The sequence below is a fragment of the Actinoallomurus purpureus genome, from assembly GCF_024055795.1.
Taxonomy (GTDB): Bacteria; Actinomycetota; Actinomycetes; order Streptosporangiales; family Streptosporangiaceae; genus Actinoallomurus; species Actinoallomurus purpureus.
Genome location: NZ_JAMXMY010000005.1, coordinates 1 through 24,714, shown reverse-complemented (window position 1 = coordinate 24,714; position 24,714 = coordinate 1). Strand labels below are relative to the sequence as shown.

At 70.5% G+C, this 24,714-nt stretch carries 21 protein-coding genes; 10 read left to right on the top strand and 11 right to left on the bottom strand.

The genetic code is table 11. The annotated features are described in order from the left end of the window. Positions 1-34: 34 nt before the first annotated feature. Positions 35-2,116, bottom strand: a complete 2,082-nt coding sequence (locus NE236_RS11465; RefSeq protein WP_372494314.1) for a bifunctional copper resistance protein CopD/cytochrome c oxidase assembly protein — start codon at positions 2,114-2,116, stop codon at positions 35-37. A gap of 230 nt (positions 2,117-2,346) precedes the next feature. After that, a complete protein-coding gene (locus NE236_RS11460) occupies positions 2,347-3,645 on the bottom strand; it encodes a helix-turn-helix domain-containing protein (RefSeq protein ID WP_252841883.1) in 1,299 nt (432 codons plus the stop codon). Between the two features lie 570 nt (positions 3,646-4,215). Between NE236_RS11460 and NE236_RS11455 the strand changes: the two genes are divergently transcribed. The 4 genes from NE236_RS11455 to NE236_RS11440 all read left to right on the top strand — a co-directional run bounded on the left by NE236_RS11455 (position 4,216) and on the right by NE236_RS11440 (position 9,197). Further along, positions 4,216-5,622 carry an NCS2 family permease gene (locus NE236_RS11455; RefSeq protein WP_252841882.1) on the top strand — a complete coding sequence of 469 codons (1,407 nt, stop codon included), beginning with the start codon at positions 4,216-4,218 and terminating at the stop codon, positions 5,620-5,622. A gap of 186 nt (positions 5,623-5,808) precedes the next feature. Next, positions 5,809-7,284 (top strand): potassium/proton antiporter, encoded by a 1,476-nt coding sequence (locus NE236_RS11450; protein WP_252841881.1) that lies wholly within the window; start codon positions 5,809-5,811, stop codon positions 7,282-7,284. A 99-nt stretch (positions 7,285-7,383) separates the two neighbouring features. Then, on the top strand, positions 7,384-8,499 hold the full coding sequence (gene ald / locus NE236_RS11445; RefSeq protein ID WP_252841880.1) for an alanine dehydrogenase: 1,116 nt from the start codon (positions 7,384-7,386) through the stop codon (positions 8,497-8,499). A gap of 125 nt (positions 8,500-8,624) precedes the next feature. After that, on the top strand, positions 8,625-9,197 hold the full coding sequence (locus NE236_RS11440) for a histidine phosphatase family protein (RefSeq protein ID WP_252841879.1): 573 nt from the start codon (positions 8,625-8,627) through the stop codon (positions 9,195-9,197). A gap of 200 nt (positions 9,198-9,397) precedes the next feature. Here NE236_RS11440 and NE236_RS11435 read toward each other — a convergent pair whose 3' ends face one another. From NE236_RS11435 to ggt, 3 genes are all read right to left on the bottom strand, one after another. Beyond that, a complete protein-coding gene (locus NE236_RS11435; protein WP_252841878.1) occupies positions 9,398-10,237 on the bottom strand; it encodes an oxygenase MpaB family protein in 840 nt (279 codons plus the stop codon). Positions 10,238-10,401: 164 nt separating this feature from the next. After that, on the bottom strand, positions 10,402-10,725 hold the full coding sequence (gene cutA, locus NE236_RS11430) for a divalent-cation tolerance protein CutA (RefSeq protein ID WP_252841877.1): 324 nt from the start codon (positions 10,723-10,725) through the stop codon (positions 10,402-10,404). A gap of 129 nt (positions 10,726-10,854) precedes the next feature. Next, positions 10,855-12,678: a gamma-glutamyltransferase gene (ggt, locus tag NE236_RS11425; RefSeq protein WP_252841876.1), complete on the bottom strand. Its 1,824-nt coding sequence runs from the start codon at positions 12,676-12,678 to the stop codon at positions 10,855-10,857. 224 nt (positions 12,679-12,902) lie between these two features. On the opposite strand from ggt, the gene NE236_RS11420 reads away from it, so the two are divergent. Together NE236_RS11420 and NE236_RS44420 are read left to right on the top strand one after the other, a co-directional pair. Beyond that, on the top strand, positions 12,903-14,468 hold the full coding sequence (locus NE236_RS11420; protein WP_252841875.1) for an amino acid permease: 1,566 nt from the start codon (positions 12,903-12,905) through the stop codon (positions 14,466-14,468). A 92-nt stretch (positions 14,469-14,560) separates the two neighbouring features. Continuing rightward, positions 14,561-15,718 (top strand): MFS transporter, encoded by a 1,158-nt coding sequence (locus NE236_RS44420; protein WP_252841874.1) that lies wholly within the window; start codon positions 14,561-14,563, stop codon positions 15,716-15,718. A gap of 52 nt (positions 15,719-15,770) precedes the next feature. Here the strand turns inward: NE236_RS44420 and NE236_RS11410 are convergent, their stop codons facing one another. After that, positions 15,771-17,261 carry a PH domain-containing protein gene (locus NE236_RS11410; protein WP_252841873.1) on the bottom strand — a complete coding sequence of 497 codons (1,491 nt, stop codon included), beginning with the start codon at positions 17,259-17,261 and terminating at the stop codon, positions 15,771-15,773. Next, positions 17,258-17,755, bottom strand: a complete 498-nt coding sequence (locus NE236_RS11405; RefSeq protein WP_252841872.1) for a PH domain-containing protein — start codon at positions 17,753-17,755, stop codon at positions 17,258-17,260. The genes NE236_RS11410 and NE236_RS11405 overlap by 4 nt, the downstream gene beginning before the upstream one ends. 197 nt (positions 17,756-17,952) lie before the next feature. On the opposite strand from NE236_RS11405, the gene NE236_RS11400 reads away from it, so the two are divergent. Continuing rightward, positions 17,953-18,801, top strand: a complete 849-nt coding sequence (locus tag NE236_RS11400; protein ID WP_252841871.1) for a siderophore-interacting protein — start codon at positions 17,953-17,955, stop codon at positions 18,799-18,801. A gap of 171 nt (positions 18,802-18,972) precedes the next feature. Beyond that, positions 18,973-19,842: a Sco1979 family transcriptional regulator gene (locus NE236_RS11395; RefSeq protein WP_252841870.1), complete on the top strand. Its 870-nt coding sequence runs from the start codon at positions 18,973-18,975 to the stop codon at positions 19,840-19,842. A gap of 58 nt (positions 19,843-19,900) precedes the next feature. On the opposite strand, the gene NE236_RS11390 is transcribed toward NE236_RS11395, so the two are convergent. Beyond that, positions 19,901-20,806 (bottom strand): Sco1979 family transcriptional regulator, encoded by a 906-nt coding sequence (locus NE236_RS11390; RefSeq protein WP_252841869.1) that lies wholly within the window; start codon positions 20,804-20,806, stop codon positions 19,901-19,903. Positions 20,807-21,344: 538 nt separating this feature from the next. Between NE236_RS11390 and NE236_RS11385 the strand changes: the two genes are divergently transcribed. Then, positions 21,345-21,995 (top strand): choice-of-anchor C family protein, encoded by a 651-nt coding sequence (locus tag NE236_RS11385; protein ID WP_252841868.1) that lies wholly within the window; start codon positions 21,345-21,347, stop codon positions 21,993-21,995. A 432-nt stretch (positions 21,996-22,427) separates the two neighbouring features. On the opposite strand, the gene NE236_RS11380 is transcribed toward NE236_RS11385, so the two are convergent. Continuing rightward, positions 22,428-22,667 carry a site-specific integrase gene (locus NE236_RS11380; protein ID WP_252841867.1) on the bottom strand — a complete coding sequence of 80 codons (240 nt, stop codon included), beginning with the start codon at positions 22,665-22,667 and terminating at the stop codon, positions 22,428-22,430. A 180-nt stretch (positions 22,668-22,847) separates the two neighbouring features. Here NE236_RS11380 and NE236_RS11375 point away from each other — a divergent pair, with 180 nt between their 5' ends. Then, complete coding sequence (locus NE236_RS11375) at positions 22,848-23,141, top strand: hypothetical protein (protein WP_252841866.1); 294 nt, start codon at positions 22,848-22,850, stop codon at positions 23,139-23,141. 185 nt (positions 23,142-23,326) lie between these two features. Here NE236_RS11375 and NE236_RS11370 read toward each other — a convergent pair whose 3' ends face one another. Both NE236_RS11370 and NE236_RS11365 read right to left on the bottom strand, forming a co-directional pair. Further along, positions 23,327-23,857 carry an RICIN domain-containing protein gene (locus tag NE236_RS11370; protein WP_252841865.1) on the bottom strand — a complete coding sequence of 177 codons (531 nt, stop codon included), beginning with the start codon at positions 23,855-23,857 and terminating at the stop codon, positions 23,327-23,329. A gap of 155 nt (positions 23,858-24,012) precedes the next feature. Further along, complete coding sequence (locus NE236_RS11365; RefSeq protein ID WP_252841864.1) at positions 24,013-24,522, bottom strand: hypothetical protein; 510 nt, start codon at positions 24,520-24,522, stop codon at positions 24,013-24,015. Positions 24,523-24,714 lie beyond the last annotated feature (192 nt).

Here is a 24,714-nt window from a genome sequence, read left to right as displayed (position 1 = left end):
CGCTGGGCCATCCCTTGCGTTCTCGGCGAAACCGTCAGTCCTGGCTGCGTGCCCGCTTGTCCAGTGACGCCAGGTAGGCGTTGTAGTCGGACAGCTCGTCGTCCTGCTTGCGCGCCGCCGCCCGGTCGGCGCGGCGCTCCTCACGGCGCGCGACGCGCTGGTCCTCCGCGAACCACTGGAACACCATCGCGATCAACACGATGAACGTCGGGATCTCCCCGAACGCCCACGCGATCCCGCCGCCGGTGTGCTGGTCGGCGAGGATCGACGGCCCCCACGGCCGGTGCAGCGAGGTGTACCAGGCCGAGGCCATCGGCTGTCCGAGGTTCATCAGCGCGATGCCGAAGAAGGCGTGGAACGGCATGGTGACGAACAGCAGGATCATCTTGGCGATGTACGGCAGCCGGCGCGGTGTCGGGTCGACCCCGATGAGCACCCAGAAGAAGAGGGTGCCGGTGGCCATGAAGTGCACGAGCATCGCGAGATGGCCGACGTGGGCGCGCATGAGGTAGCCGAACAGCGGCGAGAAGTACAACGCGTACGTGCTGGCCATGAAGATGATCGTGGCGGTGGCCGGATGGGCGATGAACTTCGCCGCACGGCTGTTCAGCATGGCCGTCAGCCATTCGCGCGGGCCACGGTCGCCGCGGATGGCGGCGGGCTTCAGCGCACGCAGCGCCAGCGTCACCGGGGCGCCCAGCACGAGGAAGATCGGGGTCAGCATGGACAGCACCATGTGCTGGATCATGTGCACGCTGAACAGCACCGGCGCGTACGTCGCGACGCCGGTCATCGTGACCGCGACCACCGTGGCCAGGCCGACGAACCAGGAGATCGTCCGGCCCACGGGCCACCGGTCGCCTCGACGACGCAGCCGCGTCACCCCGGCGACGTACAGGCCGCCCAGCACCACGACGAGGACGGCGAAGAACAGGTCCGGCCGCCACATCGTCGCCAGCCGGCCGACGCTCAGCGGTGGCGGCATGTCGAAGCCGAGCAGGCTACGGATGGGCGTCTCGTCGGCCGAGGGCGCCGGCGGGGCGGTGCGGGCGAGCGCGACCGCGACGCCCATCGTCGCGGCCATGACGAACGCCTCGGCGGCGATGAGCCGTACGAACGGCCACGGCGGGCGGCCGATCGCGGGCCGCGCGTACCCCTTGGGGTTGTGCGCCATGACGGCGGGCAGCGTGCGTTCGCGGTGCAGCCATCCGGCGAGGCCGAGGAGGGTGAACAGCACCGCCTTGACGAGGACCAGCCGGCCGTAGTCGCTCGTGAACAGCTGGGCGGGATCGGGCAGCCGCGAGATCGCGTTCGCGACGCCGCTGACCCCCACCGCGACGAAGCACCACAGCGCCATCCGGCTGAACCGATGGGCGGCCACCCCGAGGTGGTCGCCGTCGTGGGCCGCGTGCCAGCCCAGGACGAGCAGCCCGCCGATCCAGGGCGCGAGCGCGACGACGTGCATCGCGAGCCCGCTGATCGCCAGCTCGTGGTTGGGCGAGGACGCGGAATGACCGGTCAGCGGCGGCGGCAGCAGCGCGACGAGGGCGACGACGAGCAGGCCTGCCGCGCTGCCGGGCGTGGCCGCGGTGCGGGTCAGCAGGGCGATCATCGCGGCCAGCAGGACGACGATCATCATCGCGGTGCCCTGCGGCAGCTGACCGACATAGCTCGACAGCTCGTTGCCGCCGGCGACGGTCGCGACCGGCTCGCCCAGGATGTCGGAGACGGTGAAGATCAGCGTGGCGGCGGCGCCAGCCGCCCAGCCGACGGCGATCCAGGAGGTGGCCCGGACGTACCGGACGGCCTGCGGGTCGAGCACGCCCTTGGCCGAGGGCAGCAGGACGACGGCGCACAGCAGGGTGCCGACGGTGAGCGCACCGCCGAGATCCATGGTCAGCCGGGCGACCGGCAGTCCCCATCGGGTGAGCGCCCCGGCGTCGGCCAGCCCGCTGATCACCTTCTCGCGGACCGCCCCGCCGGCCACCAGCGCGACCAGGAGGGCGGCCAGGCTCGTGAACCCGACGAGTGCCGCCGCGACGTACGGCCGGTGACTACGCACGGGAGACCGAGCACCGCGGGCGGACGGCGGGCCTGAGCGCACCGGCGCGGTCATCGTCGGGGCCGGGACGGCGCGTTGGCGGCGGAAGGTTCATCATGGCGAGGAGTCGGCCTCTCCGGGTCGGCAGGTCTCCCGAGTCACTCACCGTTCGGGCGCGCTCGGCCTGCGGCCCCCTGGGCCGCCCGCCCGCTCCCGCCGGATCGCTCCCGGACCTCCTCAGCTTATTCGCGGTCCGGGACCCTCTGGATACGGGTCGCCCGGACCGCGAAAACGCCTGCCTGCCGTCACAGTCCCGCGCAGGCCAGCGCCCGCCGGTACGCGTCCGCCCGTTGCTGCGGAGAGCCGGCGTCCGACAGCAGCTCGGCGAGGCGGAACCAGCCCTGGGCCGCCTCGCGGGAGGGGCCGATCTGCCCGAGACATGTCATCGCACGGTCCAGCGTCGCCGCGGCCTCCTCCGGCCGACCGAGCCTAAGGGTCGCCTCGGCGAGCGCGATCAGCGCGCCGGCGGTGGCCGGCCGGGGCTCGTCGTCGAGAAGCTTCAGCGCCTCGTTCGCCCGGTCGGCGGCCCGCCGCGCCTCGCCCATCGCCAGCTCGGCACGGGCGAGCTCGGTCAGGCACCAGGCGATGTCGATCTCGGGCGCCCCGGTGGCGGTCAGCTCGTGGAGGGCGCGTTCGAGCTCGTCACGGGCGCGCCCGGCGTCCTGCGGCCGGGCGAGCAGCATCAGGGTGGCGTACTCTCCCCGCAACCGGCTGACGTCACGCAGGTCGGCCACCTCGCCGAGAAGCGTCAGCGCCCGTTCCCCGTACGTCACCGCCGTGTCGAAGTCCGTCTGGTGCTTCGCGACGAGCGCGGCCTCCCAGTAGGCGGCCATCCGGGCGGCCGGGCTGCCCGTCGCCTCCGCGCGCTCGACCAGCCGGTCGGTCAGCTGTCGCGCGCTGACCAGGTCGCCGCGTTCGAGATAGACGCCGACGAGAGTGGCACCGAGCTTGACCGTCTCGTCACTCCACGGCCCCTGCCTCGCGGTCACCTGCGCGAACGCGCGCTCGGCCATCGCCGCGCTCAGCGCGAGGTCGCCCTTCTCCCGGTGACAGCGGGCGGCGGCGACATTGACCCGGATCCACTCATCGGTGTCGTACTCCGGCGACAGGGCCGACCCGAGGGCCGCGAACTCGCGCAGGGCCTCCTCCAGCGCACCGGACGCCTCCAGGGCGAGCGCGTGTCCCCACCGGACGCGGCGTGCCGGCTCGGGCAGGGCGGCCAGCGCCGGGTCGGCCAGCAGTTCCGCGAACCGGTCGCGTGCCTCGGCCGCCCGGCCGTTCCGCAGCTCGCTCTCGGCACGGTCGAGCGTCGTCTGCAGCCGGTCCTGCGTCGCCTCGTCGATGCCACTGGAGAGGTAGGACGCCGAGCAACCGAGCTTACGGGCCAGGAGCCGTACGACATCGGGGGTCGGGGTGCGCTTACCGCTCTCGATCAAGGAGACGTAGCTGTCGGACAGCTCGGGAAGAGCCAGTTGTGCCTGAGATAGGCCCTGACGCATCCGCGCCCAGCGGATCCGTTGCCCGAGCGATTGGTGACTGTCCACATTGACCCACTTTTACGGAAAAATCGACGGAGAATCAGGAGGGGTGGTTGATTCCCTGGCGAGGTTGAGGAAGGCCCGTCCGACCCAATCTCCGACAAACGGACCATTCCCCCGCCAACCAGGGCAGTTCAGGATCACACCCCTCATCAGCGGCGAACCCGGCCGACCCTACTCGACCCGATCCGTACCACCGACAATACTTGTACCAGAAAGGATAGTTTTCGCCCCCTTCTTACTGAAGACCTTTCCGCTGACGTCGAAACCCGCGCGGCTCCCCGCATCGGGATGACCGCCGTACGCGGCGGGCTGCGGATCTCCACAAAGCAGGAGCGGTGATCCCCCTCATTACCCGCTGATCCCGGAAGCGCACCGCTCCGCGGCGCCCTCGGCGCGAGACGCACCACCCAGGCCGCGCACGGCCGCCCTCATTCCCACATACCGGCGGGTCCCGGACACCACCTGAGCGGCTAGTCTTCCGACGTCACCCTTGCGGCCCGAGACCCTGACGATCCCCGCCATGATCGATTCGTCGGAGGCCGTGCGCCGAGCCCTGCGAAACGGAGCCCCCGAATGACGACGCGGCTGGAGGCCGGAGGTCCCCTCGACCGCTTCTTCGACCTGACCGCACGCCGGACCACGGTGGCGCGCGAGGTACGCGGCGGCGTCACCACATTCGTGGCGATGGCCTACATCATCCTGCTGAACCCCATCATCCTCGGCGGAGCGACGGACGTCACCGGCGCGCGGCTGTCGATCCCCCAGCTGACGACCATGACCGCGCTGGCGGCCGCCATCTCGACCCTCATCATGGGACTGGTCGGAAACGCGCCGCTGGCCCTGGCGTCCGGGCTGGGGATCAACGCGGTCGTCGCCTTCCAGGCCGCGCCGCACATGACCTGGCCGCAGGCCATGGGCCTCGTCGTGCTCGAGGGCGTCGTCATCGTGATCCTGGCCGTCACCGGACTGCGCGAACGGATCATGAACGCCATTCCGCTGGCGCTGAAGCACGCCATCGCCGCGGGCATCGGCGCCTTCATCGCGCTGATCGGCATGGTCGACTCCGGCTTCGTCGGCAAGGGTGAGGGCACGCCGCTCACCCTGGGAGCCGGCGGCCACCTCACGGGCTGGCCGGTCGTCGTGTTCGTCATCGGACTGCTGCTGATGATCGTCCTGTACGTCCGCCGCATCCCCGGGGCGATCCTGCTGAGCATCGCCGTGGCCACGGTGCTGGCCGTCGTCATCAACAGCAACGCCACCATCGCGGCCAAGGCCTGGGGCACGGTCGTGCCGAAGCTGCCTTCCAAGCTCGTCTCGACCCCCGACTTCGGGCTGCTCGGCAAGGTCGACCTGTTCGGCGGATTCGGCCGGGCCGGAGTGCTGACGGCCCTGGTCGTGCTGTTCACCCTCGTGCTGAGCGGCTTCTTCGACGCGATGGGCACGATCCTCGGGCTCACCGAGGAGGCCGGGCTGCTCGACGAGGAGGGACGCGTACCCCGGCTGGGGCGCGTCCTCGCCGTCGACGGCCTGTCGGCGATGCTGGGCGGCCTCACCAGTTCCTCCGCCGGCACCGTGTTCGTCGAGTCGGCGGCGGGGATCGGCGAGGGCGCCCGGACCGGCCTGGCCAACATCGTCACGGGACTGCTGTTCGCCGTGACGCTCTTCCTCACCCCGATCGCGGCCGTCGTGCCGGCGCAGGCCGCCGCCCCCGCCCTCGTGATCGTCGGCGCGCTGATGATGACCCAGGTCGCCAAGATCGGATGGTCCGACCTCGACATCGCGATTCCGGCCTTCCTCGCGATCGTCACGATGCCGTTCACCTACTCCATCACCAACGGCGTGGGCGCGGGCGTCATCGCCTACACCCTCATCCAGACCGCCCGCGGCCGGTGGGCCGGCTGGCTGCTGTGGCTCATCTCAGTCATCTTCGTCGCCTACTTCGGCATCAACGTCATCGAACGGATCTTCGGCATCTCCTGACGCGGGCACCCGCGGCCCCGGGCACACCTGCCCCGGGGCCGCTCCGGGGAGGAACGTAACGGGCGCGCGGACACGGCGGCCCGCGGTCACCTGATGCGCCGCGGATAGATAGCGTTAAGACCTCAGGTGTGCCGGGAAGTCTGGTCGGCTCTGTCCTTGTCGTCCCCTGAGGAAGAGGCAGCCGCCGTGACAGACGTCGAAGGTTTCGGACTCGCCGTCCTCCTGACCGCGCTGATCGGCACGGTGGCCGTGCTGTCCAACCGGTTCAGCGAACGCGCGCGGATCCCCGCACCGGCGATCTTCCTGGTGTGCGCGGCGGTCGCCTCGGACCTGTGGCCCCCCCTCGGCGCGGTGTCGCTTCCAACGACCGAGAAGATCGTCACCGTGGCGCTCGCGGTGATCCTGTTCGACGGCGGGATGCACATCGGCCGGCGCCGTTTCCGGTCCGCGGCCGCCGCGACCGTCTGGATCGGGGTCGCCGGGACGCTCGTCACCGGCGCGGCGGTCGCCCTGCTCGCCCACTACGCGTTCGGCATCGACTGGCGCCTGGCGATGCTGCTCGGCACCGCCCTCGCTCCCACCGATCCGGCCGTGGTGTTCTCCGTGCTGGGCCGCCGGGAGATCGCCGGGCGCACCGGCACCCTTCTGGAGGGCGAGTCCGGGGCCAACGATCCGGTCGGCATCGCCCTGCTGGTCGCCGTGTTGGGCGCCACCGGCGGCGGGACCTCGGCGGTCGGTCAGGTCACGGTCGAGTTCCTTCAGCAGATGGTCATCGGCGCGGCCGTCGGCATCGCCGGCGGGATGGCCCTGCTGGCCTTCATGCGGCGCATCCCGCTTCCCAGTGAGGGGCTGTACGCCCTGCGCGTGCTCTTCGGCGCGCTGGCGATCTACGGGCTGGCGACGATCGCGCACGGCTCGGGCTTCCTCGCCGTCTTCGCGGCCGGAATCCTGCTCGGCGACGAGCGCGCGCCGTACAAACGAGAGATCGAGCGGTTCCACTCGTCGCTGGCGAGCCTCGCCGAGATCGTCGCCTTCATCATGCTCGGCCTGACGATCCACCTGGGCGAGCTCGGCGACGGCGGTGCCTGGTGGATCGGGCTGATCCTCGCCGCGGCGCTGGCCTTCGTCATCCGCCCGCTGTTCGTCGGCCTGATGCTGTGGCCGGTGCGTCTCCGGCGCAACGAGCGGATCTTCGTGCTGTGGACGGGCCTGAAGGGAGCGGTGCCGATCCTCCTCGGGCTGTTCATCCTGCAGGAGGGGCTGCCCGGCGTCCGGCGCGCCTACGAGATCATCTTCGTGGTCGTGGCGTTCTCGGTGATCGTCCAGGGCGGCCTCGTGCCGGCGCTCGCCCGCCGCCTTCGCATTCCGCTGCGCGTCGTCGAACCCGAGCCGTGGAGCCTGGGCGTTCGGTTCCAGGAGGAACCCGAGGGCCTGCATCGCTACCAGGTGCGGGCGGGTTCGGCCGCCGACGGCATGACCGTGGACGACCTGCCGTGCGGCGAGGACGTGTGGATCAGCTTCGTCATCCGTGGCGGACGCCTGGTGCCGGTGCGCGGCGACACGCGGATGCGGGCGGGCGACGAGGTGCTCGTGCTGGCCACCGGAGCCCCGGACCTGGACGCCGTCTTCACCCGCCCCCGGGACGGCTCGTCGACCTGCTGACATGCTGTCAGCATCCTTGGCGATGCGGATACATGTTGGCGCCGCCTCTGTGGGTCTTCCCCGGCCACCCTGGGGGAGTAGGCACCATGAGGAGGAAACGTGAAGGTCGGCATACCCCGCGAGATCAAGAACCACGAATACCGCGTGGCCATCACGCCCGCGGGTGTGCACGAGCTGGTCCGGCACGGCCACGATGTCCTCATCGAGCGCGGGGCCGGCGCAGGCTCGTCCATCCCCGACGAGGACTACATCGGCGCCGGCGCCAAGATCCTGGAGACCGCCGACGACGTGTGGGCGGCCGGCGACCTGATGCTCAAGGTCAAGGAGCCGATCGCGGACGAGTACCCCCGGATGCGGCAGGGCCAGACGCTCTTCACTTACCTGCATCTGGCGGCCTCGCGCCCGTGCACGCAGGCGCTGCTCGACGCCGGTGTCACCTCGATCGCGTACGAGACCGTGCAGTTGCCGAACCGGTCCCTGCCGCTGCTCGCGCCGATGTCGGAGGTCGCCGGCCGGCTCGCCCCGCAGGTCGGCGCGTACAACCTGATGCGTTTCAACGGTGGCCGCGGAGTCCTTCCGGGCGGTGTACCCGGTGTCGCACCGGCCAAGGTGGTGGTGATCGGCGGCGGGGTCTCGGGGCTGAACGCCGCGCAGATCGCCGTCGGGATGGGCGCGGACGTCACGGTGATGGACGTCAACGTCGACCGGCTCCGGCACATCGACGCGATCTACCAGGGCCGGCTGAAGACGCTGGTGTCCAGTGCGTACGCGATCGAGCAGGAGGCGCTGGACGCCGACCTGGTCATCGGCGCCGTGCTGATCCCCGGTGCCAAGGCCCCGACGCTGATCTCCAACGAGCTGGTGTCCCGGATGAAGCCGGGCTCGGTGCTCGTGGACATCGCCATCGACCAGGGCGGCTGCTTTGAGGACTCCCACCCCACGACGCACGCCGACCCGACGTACAAGGTGCACGAGTCGGTCTTCTACTGCGTCGCGAACATGCCGGGCTCCGTGCCGAACACCTCCACGTTCGCGCTGACGAACGTGACGCTCCCCTACGCCGTGGCGCTCGCCGACAAGGGCTGGCGCACCGCGCTGCGGGACGACCCCGCGCTGGCGCTCGGCCTCAGCACCCACGACGGCGCGCTGGTCAGCGAGCCGGTCGCCGAAGCGCACGGCCTCCAGGCGACCGCGCTGGAGGACGTCCTGGCCTGACCGCGGCCGGCGCGAGACGCCCTCGCAGGGCCTGCGGGGGCGCCCGCGCCTCGGCCGCGCTGAGCCGGTTCCGGGCGCGGAGGGCGAAAGAGGGGCGTTCCGTCGGCGTCCCGTATGGTGCCCCCATGGGGGAATTGATCCTGCTGCGCCACGGTGAGACCGAATGGAGCCGCACCGGCAGGCATACCGGCCGCACCGACGTCGCCCTGACGCCACGGGGCGAGAAGCAGGCCAAGGCGCTCGCGCCGCTCGTCGCCGACCGCGACATCGTGCTGATCCTGGCGAGCCCGGCGCAACGTGCCCAGCGCACGGCCGAACTGGCCGAGCTGACGGGCGTCGAGACCGACGAGCGCCTCTGGGAGTGGGACTACGGCGCGTACGAGGGCCGCACCACGCCCGACATCCGCGAGGAGCGTCCCGGCTGGTACCTCTGGACGGACGGGGTGCCCGGCGGCGAGACCGTCGAGCAGGTCGGCGCGCGGGTCGACGCGGTCATCGAGCACGTTCGGCCGGATCTCGCCGAGGGCGACGTCGCGCTGGTCGCGCACGGGCACGTGCTGCGCGTGCTGACCGCCCGGTACCTCGGCCTGCCGCCCGCCGACGGCCGGCTCTTCCGCCTCGACACCGGGACGATCTCCGCCCTCGGCGCCGAGCACGACCGCCCCGTCATCGGCTCCTGGAACGTCCCCGCCCGCTAGCTGGACGACCTCGTGACCATCGACGCCGGACACCTCGTACACGAGACGAGGCCCACCGAGTTCCTCGCCGAACTCGCCGCCTTCCTCGCCTGATCCGTACGCCGCCGCCCTCCGCCTGACTTCGGGAGAAACGCCCTTCCGTGCGGCGTCGAAACGGCGACACGCCCAGAGTCAACGCGAAGCAGAGGCGCAGGGGGCGGTCAGGAGGCGGCGGCGAGGTCGGGGGTCGCTTCTCGGGTCAGGCGGCGGGCCCGGCGGGCGTCGGGCGAGTAGCGCCACTGCTCGGGAACGATCTGGGTGCCGCGATAGAGCGCCTTGAGCGTGGTGGTGGCCCAGAGGTCCTCCAGCGGCGTGGCCGGCAGACCGTACATGCGACGCGCCCATCGCGGCAGGGTCGCGACGACGAGGGTGGCGATGCTCGGCGCAGCCAGTTTGAGCGGCAGCATCCGGCGCGGTACGGACGGGTTGTAGAGGCGCCGCAAACCCTGCCTGGCCTCCTTGCAGGCGTAGATCTTCGGGCGCATCTCCTCGTAGTAGGCCCTCATCTCGCCGACCGAGGCGGGGATGCCGGCGGGGTCGAGCCCGACCACCGCCCCCGAACGGCGCTGCTCGTCGACGAACGCGTCGGCCTCCTCCGGGGTGAGCGGCACGCCGGAGCGCAGCGCGATGTCGAGGTAGGAGTCGACCTCTCCCATGTGCACCCAGAGGAGGTTCTCCGGCTCGTCGATCCGGAAGATCTCGCCGGTGACCGGGTGGAAGCCGGTCAGCCGGGAGTGGACGTTGCGGACCCGGCGGCCGACCCGCTCGACCTCGTCGAGGGTGCCGTACGTCCGGACGCGGACGAACTCGATGGTGCGGCCGAGCCGGGCCCAGGCCGCGCGCGGGTCCATGAGCTCGGAGTTCTGCGCGGTGCCCCACATGGACGGCGGATGCAGCGCCTGCAGGATCAGCGCGCGGAAGCCGCCCACCATCTGGACCGGCTCCCCCATCACCTTCCAGGTCACGGATCCCGGACCGAACAGCCCGTAGTCCTCGCTCATCGCTACCGCCTCGGGAGGTCGTGCCGGCGCGGGGAGACACGCGACCGGCGCAAGTAAATGATTATTTCCCCGGAGCAGAGGATTCACACGCCGTCGAGGCGTGCGTCGGAGCGGATACGGCGGTGCGACCTGACACGGTCCGTCGCCTTCACCGCCGCGCGGGGTCAGGCCGTGGTCTGCTCGCGGACCCAGGCGAGGTAGTCGCCGCTGCCCGCGACGACGGCGGTGGCGATGATCTCGGGGGTGTCGTAGGAGTGCCGCTCGGCGATCTGGGCGGCCAGGGCCTCGAAGCGTTCGGCGGTGGTCTTGAACACCACCATCCACTCCTCGGCCGATTCGATCTCGCCCTCCCACCAGTAGGTGCTGGCGATGGGTCCGACGAGCTGGGCGGCGGCGGCGAGGCGGTCGGTGACCGCCGACCGGGCGATCTCGGCCGCCTCGTGGCGTGAGTCGGTGGTCGTCGTCACCTGGACGTACGCCTCGGCCATCAACGGCTCCCTTCCCCGCTCGATGGTAGCCCTGACCTGCGCTCGTCTCCCGTAGTGATCACGTAATCATTCCGGAACGATCACGGAGCGGCCGGCGGCCGGCAAGAACGCTCGCGGGCGGACCGGCGCTCATCGGCTCGGGCTGACGACCATGGCGCTGCCGCCGTGACGCCGGACGGGTTCGGCGACGGCCTGGAGCCGGCCGCCGCCGAGGAACTCCACGCCGGCCGCCGCGCCGATCACACCGGCCGGTGGTCCCGGGAACACCGCGAGGTCATGCCCCTTGGCCTTGAGCGCGGCACCGTACTGGTCGATGAAGGCCTGCTCGGCGAACGTCTGCGGGGTGTTGCGCTGGGTGGCGCGGGGCGCGGCCACGGCCTGGGGCAGCGTCATGCCCAGGTCCACGCGGTTCAGCAGGATCTGCAGCACCGTGGTGATGATGGTCGACCCGCCCGGGGAGCCGACGGCGAGGAACGGCCGCCCGTTCTTCAGCACGATCGTGGGCGCCATGCTGCTGCGGGGCCGCTTTCCGGCCGCGGGCAGATTCGGGTCGGGGTAGCCCGCCGGCGTCGAGGACGTGAAGTCGAAGTCGGTCATCTCGTTGTTGAGGATGAACCCGCGGTGCGGCACGGTGAGCCCGCTGCCGCCGAACTGCTCGAGCGTCAGGGTGTACGAGACGACGTTGCCCCATCGGTCGGCGGTCACCAGATGGGTCGTCTGCGGCCCTTCGTACGGCAGGTTCTGGGCCGGCCCCTGAGGGGTCGCGCAGGTGTGCGCCTTCAGGTCGCCCGGGGGTACCGGGCTCTTGGCCGCCTCGTCCGGTTTGATCAGGCATGCACGCGACCGGGCGAACCCGTCGGACAGCAGCGTCTTCAGCGGCACGTCGACGTACGCCGGGTCGCCGACGTACGCGCCCCGGTCGGCGTAGGCGAGCCGTGAGGCCTCGAGGTAGGTGTGCAGGGCCTGGACGGGGTCGCTGAAGTGGACGTCCTTCATGATGTTCAGCGCCTCGCCCACGGTGGAGCCACCGGAGGAGGGCGGGGCCATGCCGTAGACGTCCAGCCCGCGGTAGTTCACGTGGGTCGGTGCGCGCCGCAGGGCGTGGTAGGCGGAGAGGTCGGAGGTCCGCATGACGCCGGGCCGGACGTTGCGGGTGGTACTCGGGTCGACGGGCGGCTTGCGCACCGTGCCGGCGATCTCGGTGCCGAGCGCGCCGTCGTAGAACCAGTCGGCGCCGCGCCGGGCGATCTGGCGGTAGGTGCCGGCGAGGTCGGGGTTGCGGAACGTCGATCCGACGGCCGGCGGCTTCCCGCCCGGCAGGAACAGCTCCCGCGTCGGCACGATGGCCTTGAACCGGTCGACGTTGATCGCGGTCTGGTCGTAGAACTCCTGGTCCACGGTGAAGCCGTGGTCGGCCACCTTGATCGCCGGCTGGAGCAGGGTGCCGAGCCGGCGGGTGCCGAAGCGGCGCAGCGCCTTGTCCCACGTCGCGAGCGTGCCGGGAACGCCGACCGACAGACCGCTCGTGACCGCCTCGTCGAACGGCAACGGCTTGCCGGTCTTGGGGTCGATGAAGATGTCCTTGGTCATCCCGGTCGGACCGGTCTCGCGGCCGTCGATCGTCGAGACCTTGTGGGTGCGCGCGTCGTAATAGGTGAAGAAGCCGCCGCCGCCGATCGCCGCGACGAACGGCTCGGTCACGCCGAGAGTCGCGGCCGTGGCGACCGCCGCGTCCACGGCGTTGCCGCCGCGCCTGAGCACCTCGATGCCGCTCCTGGTGGCGTCGAGGTCGACGCTGGAGACCGCGCCGCCGTATCCGACGGCGACCGCCTGCTTCCCCTCGGGCGGAGCGGCGGCCGCGAGGTGCCCGGGCAGGGGGCGCGCCTGGGCCGGCGCGGTCAGGGTCGCCAGGGCGAGGGCGGCGAGCCCGAGGACGGCATGTCTGCGGCGCATGTAGATCTCCTGACCCACGGTGAACGCTTGCGCCCACCTTGCCATCCCGTGGCTCCGCCTTCCAGGCGGTCGGCCAATCACGGCCGAACACTCGTGAACCTTCTGAAAAGCCGCTAATGGGTCATGACCTTGTGATTCAAGAGGAATTTGGACATCCTTGGGGCTTGAGGACTCAGTTGGCGGCGCGGGCTCTGCCAGCCGAAATACAGGGGGGACCACAGGAGTTGAGCGTCCAGGCGCCGTTCCGCAACAATCTGCTCCGCCGACTTCCGGTCGAGGAGACCGTCAACCCGAACTACGGCGGCCGCCACCGCCTCTCCCTGGTCTACAAGACGCGCGACCTGATCGTGCTGGGCCTCGGCGTGATGGTCGGCGCCGGCATCTTCAAGATCGCCGGTCAGCAGGCCGCGACCACGGCGGGGCCTGCGGTGATCGTCTCCTTCGTCATCGCGGGCCTGGCCTGCCTGCTGTCGGCGCTGTCCTACGCCGAGCTGTCGTCCACGATGCCGGTCGCGGGCAGCGCCTACTCCTTTACCTACGTCGCCTTCGGCGAGATCTGGGCCTGGGTGATCGGCTGGGCGCTCATGCTGGAGCTGCAACTCGCCGCCGCAGTGGTCGGCCGGGCATGGTCGCTGTACGCGACACAGCTCATCACCGATCTGGGCACCTTCTCCGGCATCTCCGCGATCCACGTGCCCGCCTCCATCGCGGGCGTCGTCGGGCACGAGACGGGCTTCGACCTGTTCGCCCTCCTGATCCTCGTGGTGCTGGCGGTGGTCGTGGCCATCGGCGCGCGGCTCAGCCTCTACGCCCTGTGGTTCATGGTCCTGGCGAAGGTCATCGCGATCGGGCTGGTGATCGCCGGCGGTCTCCTGTTCTTCCATCCCGCCAACCTCAAGCCGTTCGTACCGCCCGCCCGCCCCGTGCCCGCCGGGGGTGACCGGACCGTCCTGGACCTCATCATGGGCGGCACGCCGCACGCGTTCGGCCTGTTCGGCATCTTCGCCGCCACGTCCGCGATCGCGTTCGCGTACATCGGCTTCGACCTGATCGCCACCGCCGCCGAGGAGACCCAGGACGCCCCCCGCCGGGTACCGAAGGGCATGATCGTCAGCCTGCTCATCGCGATCGCCCTCTACGTCGGCGTCGCGATCGCGATGGTGGGCATGGTCCCGTACGCCAAGCTCGACCCGGCGACGCCGCTGGCCAGCGCGTTCAACGCGGTCGGCTCCAGCGCGATGGGCCTGGTCATCGACGTCGGGGCGGTCATCGGCCTGGCCACCGTCATCCTCGTCGTCATGGTCGCCCAGACCCGCGTCATCTTCGCGATGGCGCGGGACGGTCTGCTCCCCGCGTCGCTGGCCGTGATCAGCAACCGGTACAAGGTGCCGACCCGCGCCGCCCTCGTGGTCGGGTTCACGGCGATCGCACTGTCCCAGGTCGACGTCTGGACGTTCGGGAAGGTCAGCGTCCTCACGCTCCAGCAGATGATCGTGATCGGGACGCTGTTCGCCTTCCTGTTCGTGTCGGCCGGCGTGATGGCGCTGCGCCGCAGCCGTCCGGACCTGCCGCGGGGCTTCCGCGTGCCCGCCGTGCCGGTGACGCCGATCCTGGCGATCGGCGCCACCGCCTGGCTCATGCTCAACCTGCACCTGCGCACGTGGGAGTACTTCGGGGTGTGGATGGCGTTCGGGCTCGCCGTCTACCTGCTGTACGGGCGGAACAACAGCCGCCTGCGGCACGTCCTCGACGGCCGCCCCATGCGCGTCCACGGCCGCCACCGCCGCTGACCGGCCGCGGTCCGTCACCCGCGTCCGCGATCCCGGGGGACGGCCTTCACGGGCGGCCTTGTCACCCGCCGTCTGTCCGCGATCATGGTGAGGTGTCTTCAACGTCCGTTTCGATCGGTCCAACGCGCCGGGATCGCCTGGCCCGGCTCGCCGTCGCGACCGTCTTCGCGCTGCACGGCATCGCGGCGGGAAGCTGGGCCGCCCGTATCCCCTGGGTCAAGGAGACCCGGCACCTGTCCTCGGCCGGCCTGGGACTGGCGCTGATGGGCGCGGCGATCGGCGGGCTCTCGGGCATGCCGATCGCCGCGTGGCTGAGCGCGCGGGTCGACAGCCGCACCCTGACGCGCGCGATGGTCATCGCGGTCGCGGTCACCCTGCCGCTGCCGGCGTTCGCGCCCGGCATGCCGTCGATCTTCGGGTCGCTCCTGCTGTTCGGCGCCGCCGGCGGCGTCCTCGACGTGGCGATGAACGCCCAGGGCGTCACGGTCCAGGAACGCTACGGTCGCTCGATCATGTCCGGGCTGCACGGCCTGTGGAGCATCGGCGGGCTGATCGGCTCCGCGACCGCCGGCCTGGTCGCCCGGGCCGGCATCGCGGCACCAGGCCACCTGCTGACCGTGGGTGTCGTCATCGCCGTGGTCGGCACCCTGTGCGGCACCTGGCTCACGCCCGCGCCCCCGTCGGCCGCCGGGAAGGTCTTCGCGCGACCGGACCGCGCCCTGCTCGTGCTCGGCGTCATCACCTTCTGCAGCCTGTTCGGCGAGGCCGCCGCGGCCGACTGGAGCGCGGTGTACCTCCGGACCACCGCGCACGCGACCTCCGACGTCGCGGCGTGGGGTTACGCGGGGTTCTCCCTGTCCATGGCCGCCGCCCGCCTGGCCGGCGACCGTGTCGTCGGACGGTTCGGAGCGCCCCGCGTGGTCCGCGCGGCGGCCGTGATCGGCGCCGTCGGCCTGGCCGTGGGGCTCCTCGTGCCCGTCACGCCGGTGGTCATCGTCGCCTTCGTCCTGCTCGGGCTCGGGATGGCGACCGTCGTCCCCCTGACCTTCAGCGCCGCCGGCCGGACCCCCGGCCGGGACCCCGGCACCGCGGTGGCCGCCGTCGGCACCGTGGGGTACGGCGGATGGATGATCGCCCCACCCGTCATCGGCTTCGTGGCCCAGGCGACCTCGCTCACCACCGCGCTCGCGCTCGTGGCGGTCATGACCGCCCTCATCGCCCTGCCCGCCGGAGCCCTGCGCGAGCGCTGAGAGAGACCGTGGTCGCAGCCGTCGTGGATCCGCGCGGACGGCGTCGAGGAGTTCAGCCCTCGAGGAACGGCGTCAACAGGCCGGGGAGGGCCTCCTCGGCGGTCCGGAGCGCCTGCTCCAGCGGGACGTCCTGGACCTCCACCCGCTGGCGCCCGGCCGCGGTCGTCGCGACGAGCGTGGCCAGGCCGCTGCGCCGCTGGAAGAACGACCGTCGCAGGTTCCAGCCGATGATCCCCTCGCAGGACAGCACGCTCCGTCGTCGTACGAGGGAGCCTCGGCGGCCGACCACGGTGCCGTTCAGTACGGCGTGCCCGAGGGCGTGCGCACGGTCGGCGGCGAGCAGGGCCGCGAACGGCACGACGACGAGGGCCGCCTGCCACGTCCACGCGGGCACCACCCCGAGCCCCCACAGGGCGAGGGCGGCCGCCACGACGACCAGTACGGCGCCGATCGCGCGGGAGAAGCGTCGCCGCGTGGCCCGCGGGCCGTGCCCGGCGAGCGTCCCGGTGAAGGGCACGCCGTCCCGCAGGACCTCGCCGGCCACCCTGAGGGCCTCGGCGCGCGGCGCGGGCGGCAGCAGCACCGACCCGCCGCGTTCGGCGCCCCGCCCGACCCGCAGTCCGGTGGTGATGGCGATGCACCGGGCGCCGCCCACGGCCCGGAGCAGCAGCGGCTCGCTGAACTCGACGCCGCGCAGCCTCCGCTCCTCAATGGTGATCGCCCGGGTCGTGACGAGACCGCGCGTGACGTGGAGCGTTCCCGCGTCGTTGCGGGTGAGCCGGAAGCCGTGGAAGGCCAGGACGTATCCCAGGGTGGACGCGACCGCCACGACCACGAGCAGGACGGCCACGACGACGAGCACGTCCACGGCGAGCGGGGTCCGGTCGAACCGGTCCAGCAGCGCCCTCAGCATTCCGATGCGCCGGGGATCGACGTGCGCCTCGTTGAGTGAGCGCCATACGACGCCGGCGATGACGCCGACCGTGACGAATCCCGTCAGCGTGAAGGGGCCGTACCTCACCCAGTCCGGTCGCATGCTCGCCAGGATCGTCTCCCGGGGCCGTTCGGCCGCGCCCGCCGCGGGGGCCGACACCCGGTGCATGAGCTCCTCGTGCAGCCTGGCGGCCTCGGCGGCGTTCAGGGCGTCGAGCTTCACGCCGTCGCTCTTGCGGTCGGTACGGCCCGTGCCGACCTCCACCTTGGCCAGCCCGAGCGAACGGTGCAGCGCGTGGGCGGTGACGTCGACCGTACGGATCCGGTCGCGCGGGACGGTCAGGACCTGCCGCCGCAGGAGGCCCTTGCGGACCTGTACCTGTTCGGGGGTGATGCGGTAGGTGGTGGTGAACCAGCGCAGCAGCCCGCCGAGTATGACGACGACCGTCGCGACGAGGCTCCACCAGGATCCGTGCCCTCCGGCCGTTCCGGCGAAGACGAGGCCGAGGAGCACCGGCCACGCCCGCAGCAGTTCCTGCACCGGATGGACGAGGAGCATGCGGGTGGACAGTCGCTGCCAGTCGTCGGTGCCCGGCTCGATCGCGCTCATGTCGCGTCGCTCCGGTCGGTCGCGGTGCCCTCGGTCAGCCGGTCGACGAGCTGCTCCGCGGCGTCGTGGGCGAGCCCGCGGATCTTGAGCGGACCGGCCGCCGAGGCCGTCGTCACCGTGACGTTGGCGAGCCCGAAGAGCCGCTCGAACGGGCCGCGCTCGCTGTCGACGGTCTGGATCCGGGAGATCGGGGCGATGCGCCGCTCCTGGTCGAACCAACCGGACTGCGTGTAGACGGCCTCGGAGGTGACCTCCCAGCGGTGCACGCGGAACCGCCACCGGGGCATGACGATGACGTGCGCGGCGCCGAGCACCCCGGTCAGGATCAGCCCCGCGACATGCCACCGGGCATGCCCGCCGTCATTGAGCATCCAGACGACCTGAACGGCGACGACGGCGAGCCATCCCCCCAGCGCACGCAGGGTCCAATAGCCGACGGCCTTTGTACTGACCAGATGACGCGGCGGCCTGAGCCGCACCTCGGTTACCTCCACAACGCAGATCTTGGCAGAGCCGTGGTCCTCCCTATAGAGCGGGCCATCACCGATTTACCCATGACAGATGTCACGGGAGCCGTCGAGCTCGCCCCGTCCCCGCCGGCGCCAGCGCCGGCCGTGATCCCCCTCACGACGGGTGGGAAATGAGCGCCATCCCCCGTAAAGTTAGGCTTACCTAAGCCAAGGAGCGGCACATGACGAATGACACGCCCGTCCGGCAAGGTCGACGCCTGAACCACGGACGCGTCCGCCGCACCGAGTGGCTCACGCCGCACATGATCCGGGTGGTGATCGGTGGAGAGGAGCTGGACGGCTTCCCCGCCGGTGCGTGCACCGACCACTACGTGAAGATCCTGTTCCCCGTGCCGGGCGTGGCGTACCCCGAGCCGTTCGACATGGAGGCCGTACGGCGCGACCTTCCACGCGACCAGTGGCCGCGCACCCGCGCGTACACGGTGCGCTCGTGGGACCCGGAGGCCCAGGAGCTGACCATTGACTTCGTGCACCACGGGGACCACGGCCTGGCCGGCCCGTGGGCCGCCCGGGCGAAGCCCGGTGAAGACGTGCTGTTCATGGGTCCCGGCGGCGCGTACGCGCCGAGCGAGAAGGCCGACTGGCACCTGCTGGTGGGCGACGAGAGCGCGCTCCCGGCGATCGCGGCATCGCTCGAGAGGCTTCCGGAGGGCACACCCGCCCGGGTCTTCGTCGAGGTGGCGGACGCGGAGGACGAGCTGCCGCTCGGCACCGCCGGCGACGCCCGCATCGTCTGGCTGCACCGCGGCGACGCGGAGGTCGGCGACGCACTGGTGGAGGCCGTACACGACCTGGAGTTCCCGCCGGGTGAGGTCCACGCCTTCGTGCACGGTGAGGCGGGCTTCGTCAAGCGGCTGCGGCGCCACCTGCGCGTCGAGCGGGGCCTGTCCCTGGACCAGCTGTCCATCTCCGGGTACTGGCGCCGGGGTACGGACGATGAGGGCTGGCGGGCGAGCAAGGCGGAGTGGAACCGCCGCGTCGAGGAGGAAGAGGTCGCCGCCACCGCCTGAGCGGCGTGGAGAGCAGGCGGAACACGCCGCCGGCCGTCTCCCTACGGGCCTATCCGCCCTATTCGCCTTATGCCTGACGATATTTCGGTCGCGGTTGGCCGTCAGGTCTGTTCACCAGTGGTCATCAATGGCAGACTCTGCCCGCATTATGGTGATCGGAGGTGGGGACCCGTGGCCGTCGCAGTGCATTCGGTGAGCAGGCCCACCGTCCGCCGCAGAATCGTGGGAGCGCAGCTACGGCGCCTGCGCGAGGCTGCCGGGGCGACCCGCAAGGAGGCCGCCGAGGCCCTCCACGCCACCGAGAGCAGGATCGGCCGGCTGGAGCAGGGCCGGGCCGGCCTCAACGAGGACGACGTCGTCGCCCTGCTGAAGCTGTACGGCATCGACGACCGCGGAGAGCGCGACGCCCTGCTCACCGTCGTCCGGGAGGCCAGCCGACCGGGCTGGCTCCAGGCCTACAGCAACGCGATGCCCGCCTGGTTCCGTCCCTACGTCGACCTCGAAGAGGCTGCGCAGGTCATCCGGACGTACGAGGTGCAGTTCATCCCCGGCCTTCTGCAGACGCCGGAGTACGCCCGCGCCGTCATCACCCAGGGCATGTCCGATCCGCCCGCCGACGAGATCGACCGGCGGGTCGAGCTGCGGATGCGCCGCCAGCGACTCCTCTACCAGCCGCATCCGCCACGCCTGTGGGCCGTCATCGACGAGGCGGCCCTGTGGCGGCCGATCGGCGGTGTCGACGTGGCCCGGGCCCAGTTGCGCGCGCTGCACGAGGCCGCCCGGCGGGAGAACATCACGGTTCAGGTCATGCCGTTCCGGGTCGGCGGTCACGCCGGCGAGGCCGGGGCCTTCACGATCCTGCGGTTCCCCGAGCCGGAACTGCCCGACATCGCGTACCTCGAACAGCTCACGGGCGCGATGTACCTGGAGAAGGACGACGACATGGACCACTACACCGCGGCGATGGAGCGCCTGTGCGTGCAGAGCGCCTCGCCGGAGGAGTCCATGGACCTGATCAGCAAGATCATCCGCGAGCTCTGAAACCCGGCTCGGCGGGCAGCGCGCATTCGCCCCAGGATCGGCGCGGCGGCGCGATACGTCAGAGGTCGCGAAGAATGTCGTTGAGGGTGTCGCGGATGCGGGTGGCGGGCTCGGCGTCGATGCACAACCGCTCCATCACCGCCAAATAATTATCCACATCATCACGCTTATCCAGATACAACGAACTGGTCAACTGCTCCAAATACACCACATCCGGCAAATCCGGCTCCGCGAACCGCAAAATACTGAACGGACCCCCCGCAGCCGCATGCCCACCCAGATGAAACGGCACCACCTGCAACGTCACATGCGGAAACTCCGTCACCTCGATCAGATGCTCCAACTGCCGCCGCATCACCGCAGCACCACCCAACGGCCGCCGCAACGCCGCCTCATCCACCACCGCCCAAAAATGCGGCGGATCCTCCCCCCGCAACAACGACTGACGCCGCATCCGCAACCCCACCCGCCGCTCAACCTCATGCCCCGGCGCATCCGGATGCCCCAGCAACGTCACCGCACGCGCATAATCCTCGGTCTGCAACAACCCAGGAACAAACTGCACCTCATACGCGCGAATCCGCGACGCCGCCTCCTCCAACCCGATATACACCTCAAACCAACCCGGCAGAATATCGGAATACGAATGCCACCACCCCGGCTCATTCGCCCGCTCCGCCAACGCCAGCATCGCCGACCGCTCCGCCTCAGCCCCCACCCCATACAGGCTCAGCAGATCAGCAACATCACGAGCCCGGAACCGAACCCGCCCCAACTCCATCCGGCTGATCTTCGAATGCGACGCCCGGATCGCCTCACCGGCCTCCTCACACGTGATCCCCCGCGCCTCACGCAACCGCCGCAACTGCGCGCCCAGCACAATACGCAGCACCGTCGGACCACCACGATGATGACCGAACAAACTGCTCACGGCCACCTCGCCGTCAGGCTGAGACCCGATCATGTGCTCCCCTCAGGACACCGGAATCCGCCCAGTGTCCCACGCGCAGTAACGGATACAAGCCTCAATGTAGCGTCGCCTCGTCGAATCGGCGTAGAACGTCGGGCGCGACCTCCGATCGGCCGGAGTCGCACGAGATGCGCGGCGACCGATGGGACCCCGGATGCGCACGGGAACCCCCTGCCGAACTGCACCGCAAGGGAATCGGGCCGCCGGCGCCACCCCCAGGACGCCACCGGCGCTGACGCATTGCCCGCAGCGGGATATTACTTTCCATTTTGGCCACATCCGGCCAAACCGGGAACTCGACCCGAGGCCGCACTCCATAGAGAGCACCGCAGCCACCCCCCAGATCGACGCGTTCTGTAAACGACAGCAAACGCAACGTACATATCCGGCCCCAGGTTGCGACGACTCGAATACACAGCAAGATCATTTGATTACAGTCCGTCAGCGGGCGGATTTCGGTGGGGCGCGCCAATGCCCATTCCGGCCAATCGATACGCCCAGCCCAGACGACGCCGACAACCAGGAGAAGAGCATGGCCTCTCCATCGACCCTCAGGCCCCGCGTCACGCGATTGATCACCGCCCTTCCGGCGGCCGGCGCCCTCACCCTCTGCATGGCCGCCGTCCAGCCCGCCCACGCCCAGGAGACCCCGGTCCCGCTCTTCGCCGACGGCGGGTTCGAGAATCCGACGGTCCCCGCCAACACCTTCACAAGATTCGGTGTCGGAGGCGCCATCGGCCGCTGGAAGGTCACCGACGGGACCGTCGACCTGGTGGGCGCCGGCTTCTGGCAGGCCGCCGAGGGGCACCAGTCCCTCGACCTCGAAGGCGACGGACCCGGAACCATCGAGCAGCCGATCCCGACCCGCTTCGGCGGCTGCTACACCGTCACCTTCTCCCTCGCCGGCAACCCGGACGGCGGATCCTCGATCAAGCGCGGATTCGCGAGGGTGACGCAGAACGGCATCGGCCATCCCACCACCCAGAAGAACTTCACCTTCGACACGACCGACAAGACGCGGGAGAACCTCGGCTACGTCCAGGAGCGGTTCCGGTTCCGCGCCCTGACTCCCACCGTCACACTCAGCTTCGCGAGCACCACGGGCGGCGGCTACGGCCCGGTGATCGACGGCGTCTCGGTCACCCTGTCCCACCCGCTGGAGTGCCGCTTCGGCCACCTCTGACACCGACCGGACGACGCCCCGCGGCGGCCTTTCCCAGAGGCCCCGCGGGGCGTTCCGCATCCGCCGGGGCGATCACCGGATAGGACTCACGGCCCAACGAAAGGTTGGGGCTACGCGACCTTGTCCCCAGCCCCCTCGAAGCCGCCCGAAAGGCGGCGAGCAGGGAACGCCGCGCGGGGCGAAGCCCCGCCTCGGGGGGCCCGGGGGGTCGCACCCCAGAAGGCATCACGGGCCCCGGCAAAGCCGCCCGAAGGGCGTCGAACAGGGATACCCGCCTCGTAGGGCGGGTGGGACTCGAACCCACGACCAAGGGATTATGAGTGGAGCGCTGATCAACGCGCTCGTATGTGCCCTGACCTGCGTCGGAGCCCTGCACTGGTCGTGCCAGCGCGTTGATCATTCCGCGCATGTTCCGTGAGACCTCGTTCTCGGTCATTCCACGAGTGCCTTCTGGATCCGCTGGTTGGCGACGTTGTTGGCGACGTCACGCTGGCCGTCGATGCACTTGGCGTAGACCGTCCTCGCGGTGCTTTCCTGCGAGTCGGTATATCGCTTGCTGACCTGCGACCTGGTCTTGGTCACGGTGATCTGGCCCCATTCCCTCTCCGGGAGCTCGCAGTCATTCTCGCGGAGTCCGGCGGCCTCCGCCGGACGCAGGCCTGCGAAGTACATGCAGGCGAACATCGCGGCGTGCATCGGGCCGCGCGTTCGGCCGACGTCCGAGACGGCCGCCAGGAGCTCCCGCCGACCGATGAGGAGATACTGTGGGGCGCCTTGCGCATCACGGCGAAGAACGCCGGCGAAGGGCGCGGGGCGGTGCCCGGTGCCGCCTGAGCCGTCCGGTTCGGTGACGTGTGGCTGGTCAAGGTCACGGGTCAGGACGACGCCGCGCCGTACCTGATCGTCTCCAGCGACACCTACAACGACGCGCCGCTTCCGCGTGTGCTGGCGTGCAAGGTCGTGCGCCGTGAGCCGCGCCGCGGTGAGATCGCTGAGCCCATCCCGGAGCACGGCACGGTGCTGCTGGACCGGATCGAGTGGCTATGGCGTGAGTGGCTGGACGATCGGCCCGCGACCCGGCCGGTGGTGCCAGCCTTCCGACACGCCGAGGTCCACCGGCTGATCTGCAACTTGATCGGCCCCTGAGCAGCTCGTACGAAAGAGGCCCCGGTTGACGCCGGGGCCTCTTCGTGTTCGCCCGCGCGTCCGATTCGCCGGAAACCCTCCGCCGCAAGACGTCGCGACGCAACCGCCGTTACCGATGCATCTGCATCGGCCGGGTCGACAGACGCCCCGCCCAATACCCACCGGCTGATGTCGGCAGAATTGGCCTAATGCCAGGGGGCCTTCAGGAAGACCTGCCTCTGGGGGACAGGATACAGGTCCTTCTCCAGGATGATCGGCGCGTTCACCTTCACACTGGAGCCCTTGACCGCCATGTACAGTCCGGGATTTTTGGTGCCCCAGGAGTGGATCGTCGTCCAGCCCTTGCTAAGCGTGAAGTCCCACTTCTGGTCGGACGCCTTGCTGCTGCAGGTCTTCTGGATGAGCGGCGCGCCGCTCTTCTTCTTGCCGCCCTTGATGCCCAGGCATTTGCCCGTGTACGCGTTGACGATGCGGTTGCCGCTCTGTCTCCAATACGTGGACTTGGTGGGCTTCGGAGGATTCCCGGTGCACGAGTACTGGACCACGGGGGCGTTGTTCGCCTTGCTGTGGTTCTTGACGCGCAGGCACTGCCAGGAATTTTCGTTCTGGATGACGAACGTCTTGGCCGCGGCGTCGGCTTGTGGGACTGACAGAGTGGGCATGAGCAACGCGGTCGCGGCCGTCGCGGCCGCCAGGATGCTTCTTCGCTTGTGCACCGGATCTCCTTCAATCGCCCGATTTTCGGAACTTGGAGCGGAGACTACCGGCAAGATCAACAACGCGTCGGCCGAACGTGATCTTCAATCGCTCCAACGGGTCGACGGGGGTCTCGTGATCCCTGGCGAGTGATGCTTCAAGGGAGGCTGTCGCACTACTCGCAATCTTGATTGCTCAAGGCCATGGTGATCCAGCGAGCTGGCGCGCAAAGGCTGCGAATCGGGTCGACGCATGCCGCGCACAGCCTCCAGGCGTCGGGAGAGACGCGTCCGGCCGGGCGACGCCGCCCGGCCCAGACCAGGTCCAGCGTCCAGGACGGCACCGGAGCGAAGGCCTCGCCGGTCTCCCTCGGCAGCCGAAGGCAGGCGTGCTTCACGCTGCGCTTCGAACCACGTGGAGCCGACCGGGACAGGTACGGCCCGCCCGCCGCCGGTGCCAGGGGGTCGCGGCGCGCGTCGTCGAGGGCGGTCGTCGACGTTCCGGCCCGCTCGGCGACGAACCGCCGGCGAGTAACCACTGGGACGCGGCCCCCGCCGAGGCCGTCCGGCATCAGCGTCTCGTACGTCGCCCAGGCCCACACGGCCAGTGCGCCGTGGCCGGTGGAGTAGAGGAGCGACCGGGGGATCTGAACGTGCCCACGAGGCGCGCCGGACGCCGCCCCCATCAGAGACCGCCCGCGAGTGCGATCCCCCCGCCGGCGCCGTCACCGCGAGCCCCTTCGGGAGCCGTGCGGCCATTGCGCGTATATTCCGCAGCCGCTGACACCGGCCACCCCCGCCTCGCGGGGCCCGGGGGTCGCCCCCGGAAGGCATCACGGGCGCCAGCAAATCCACCGATGGACGGCGAGCAGCGGCGC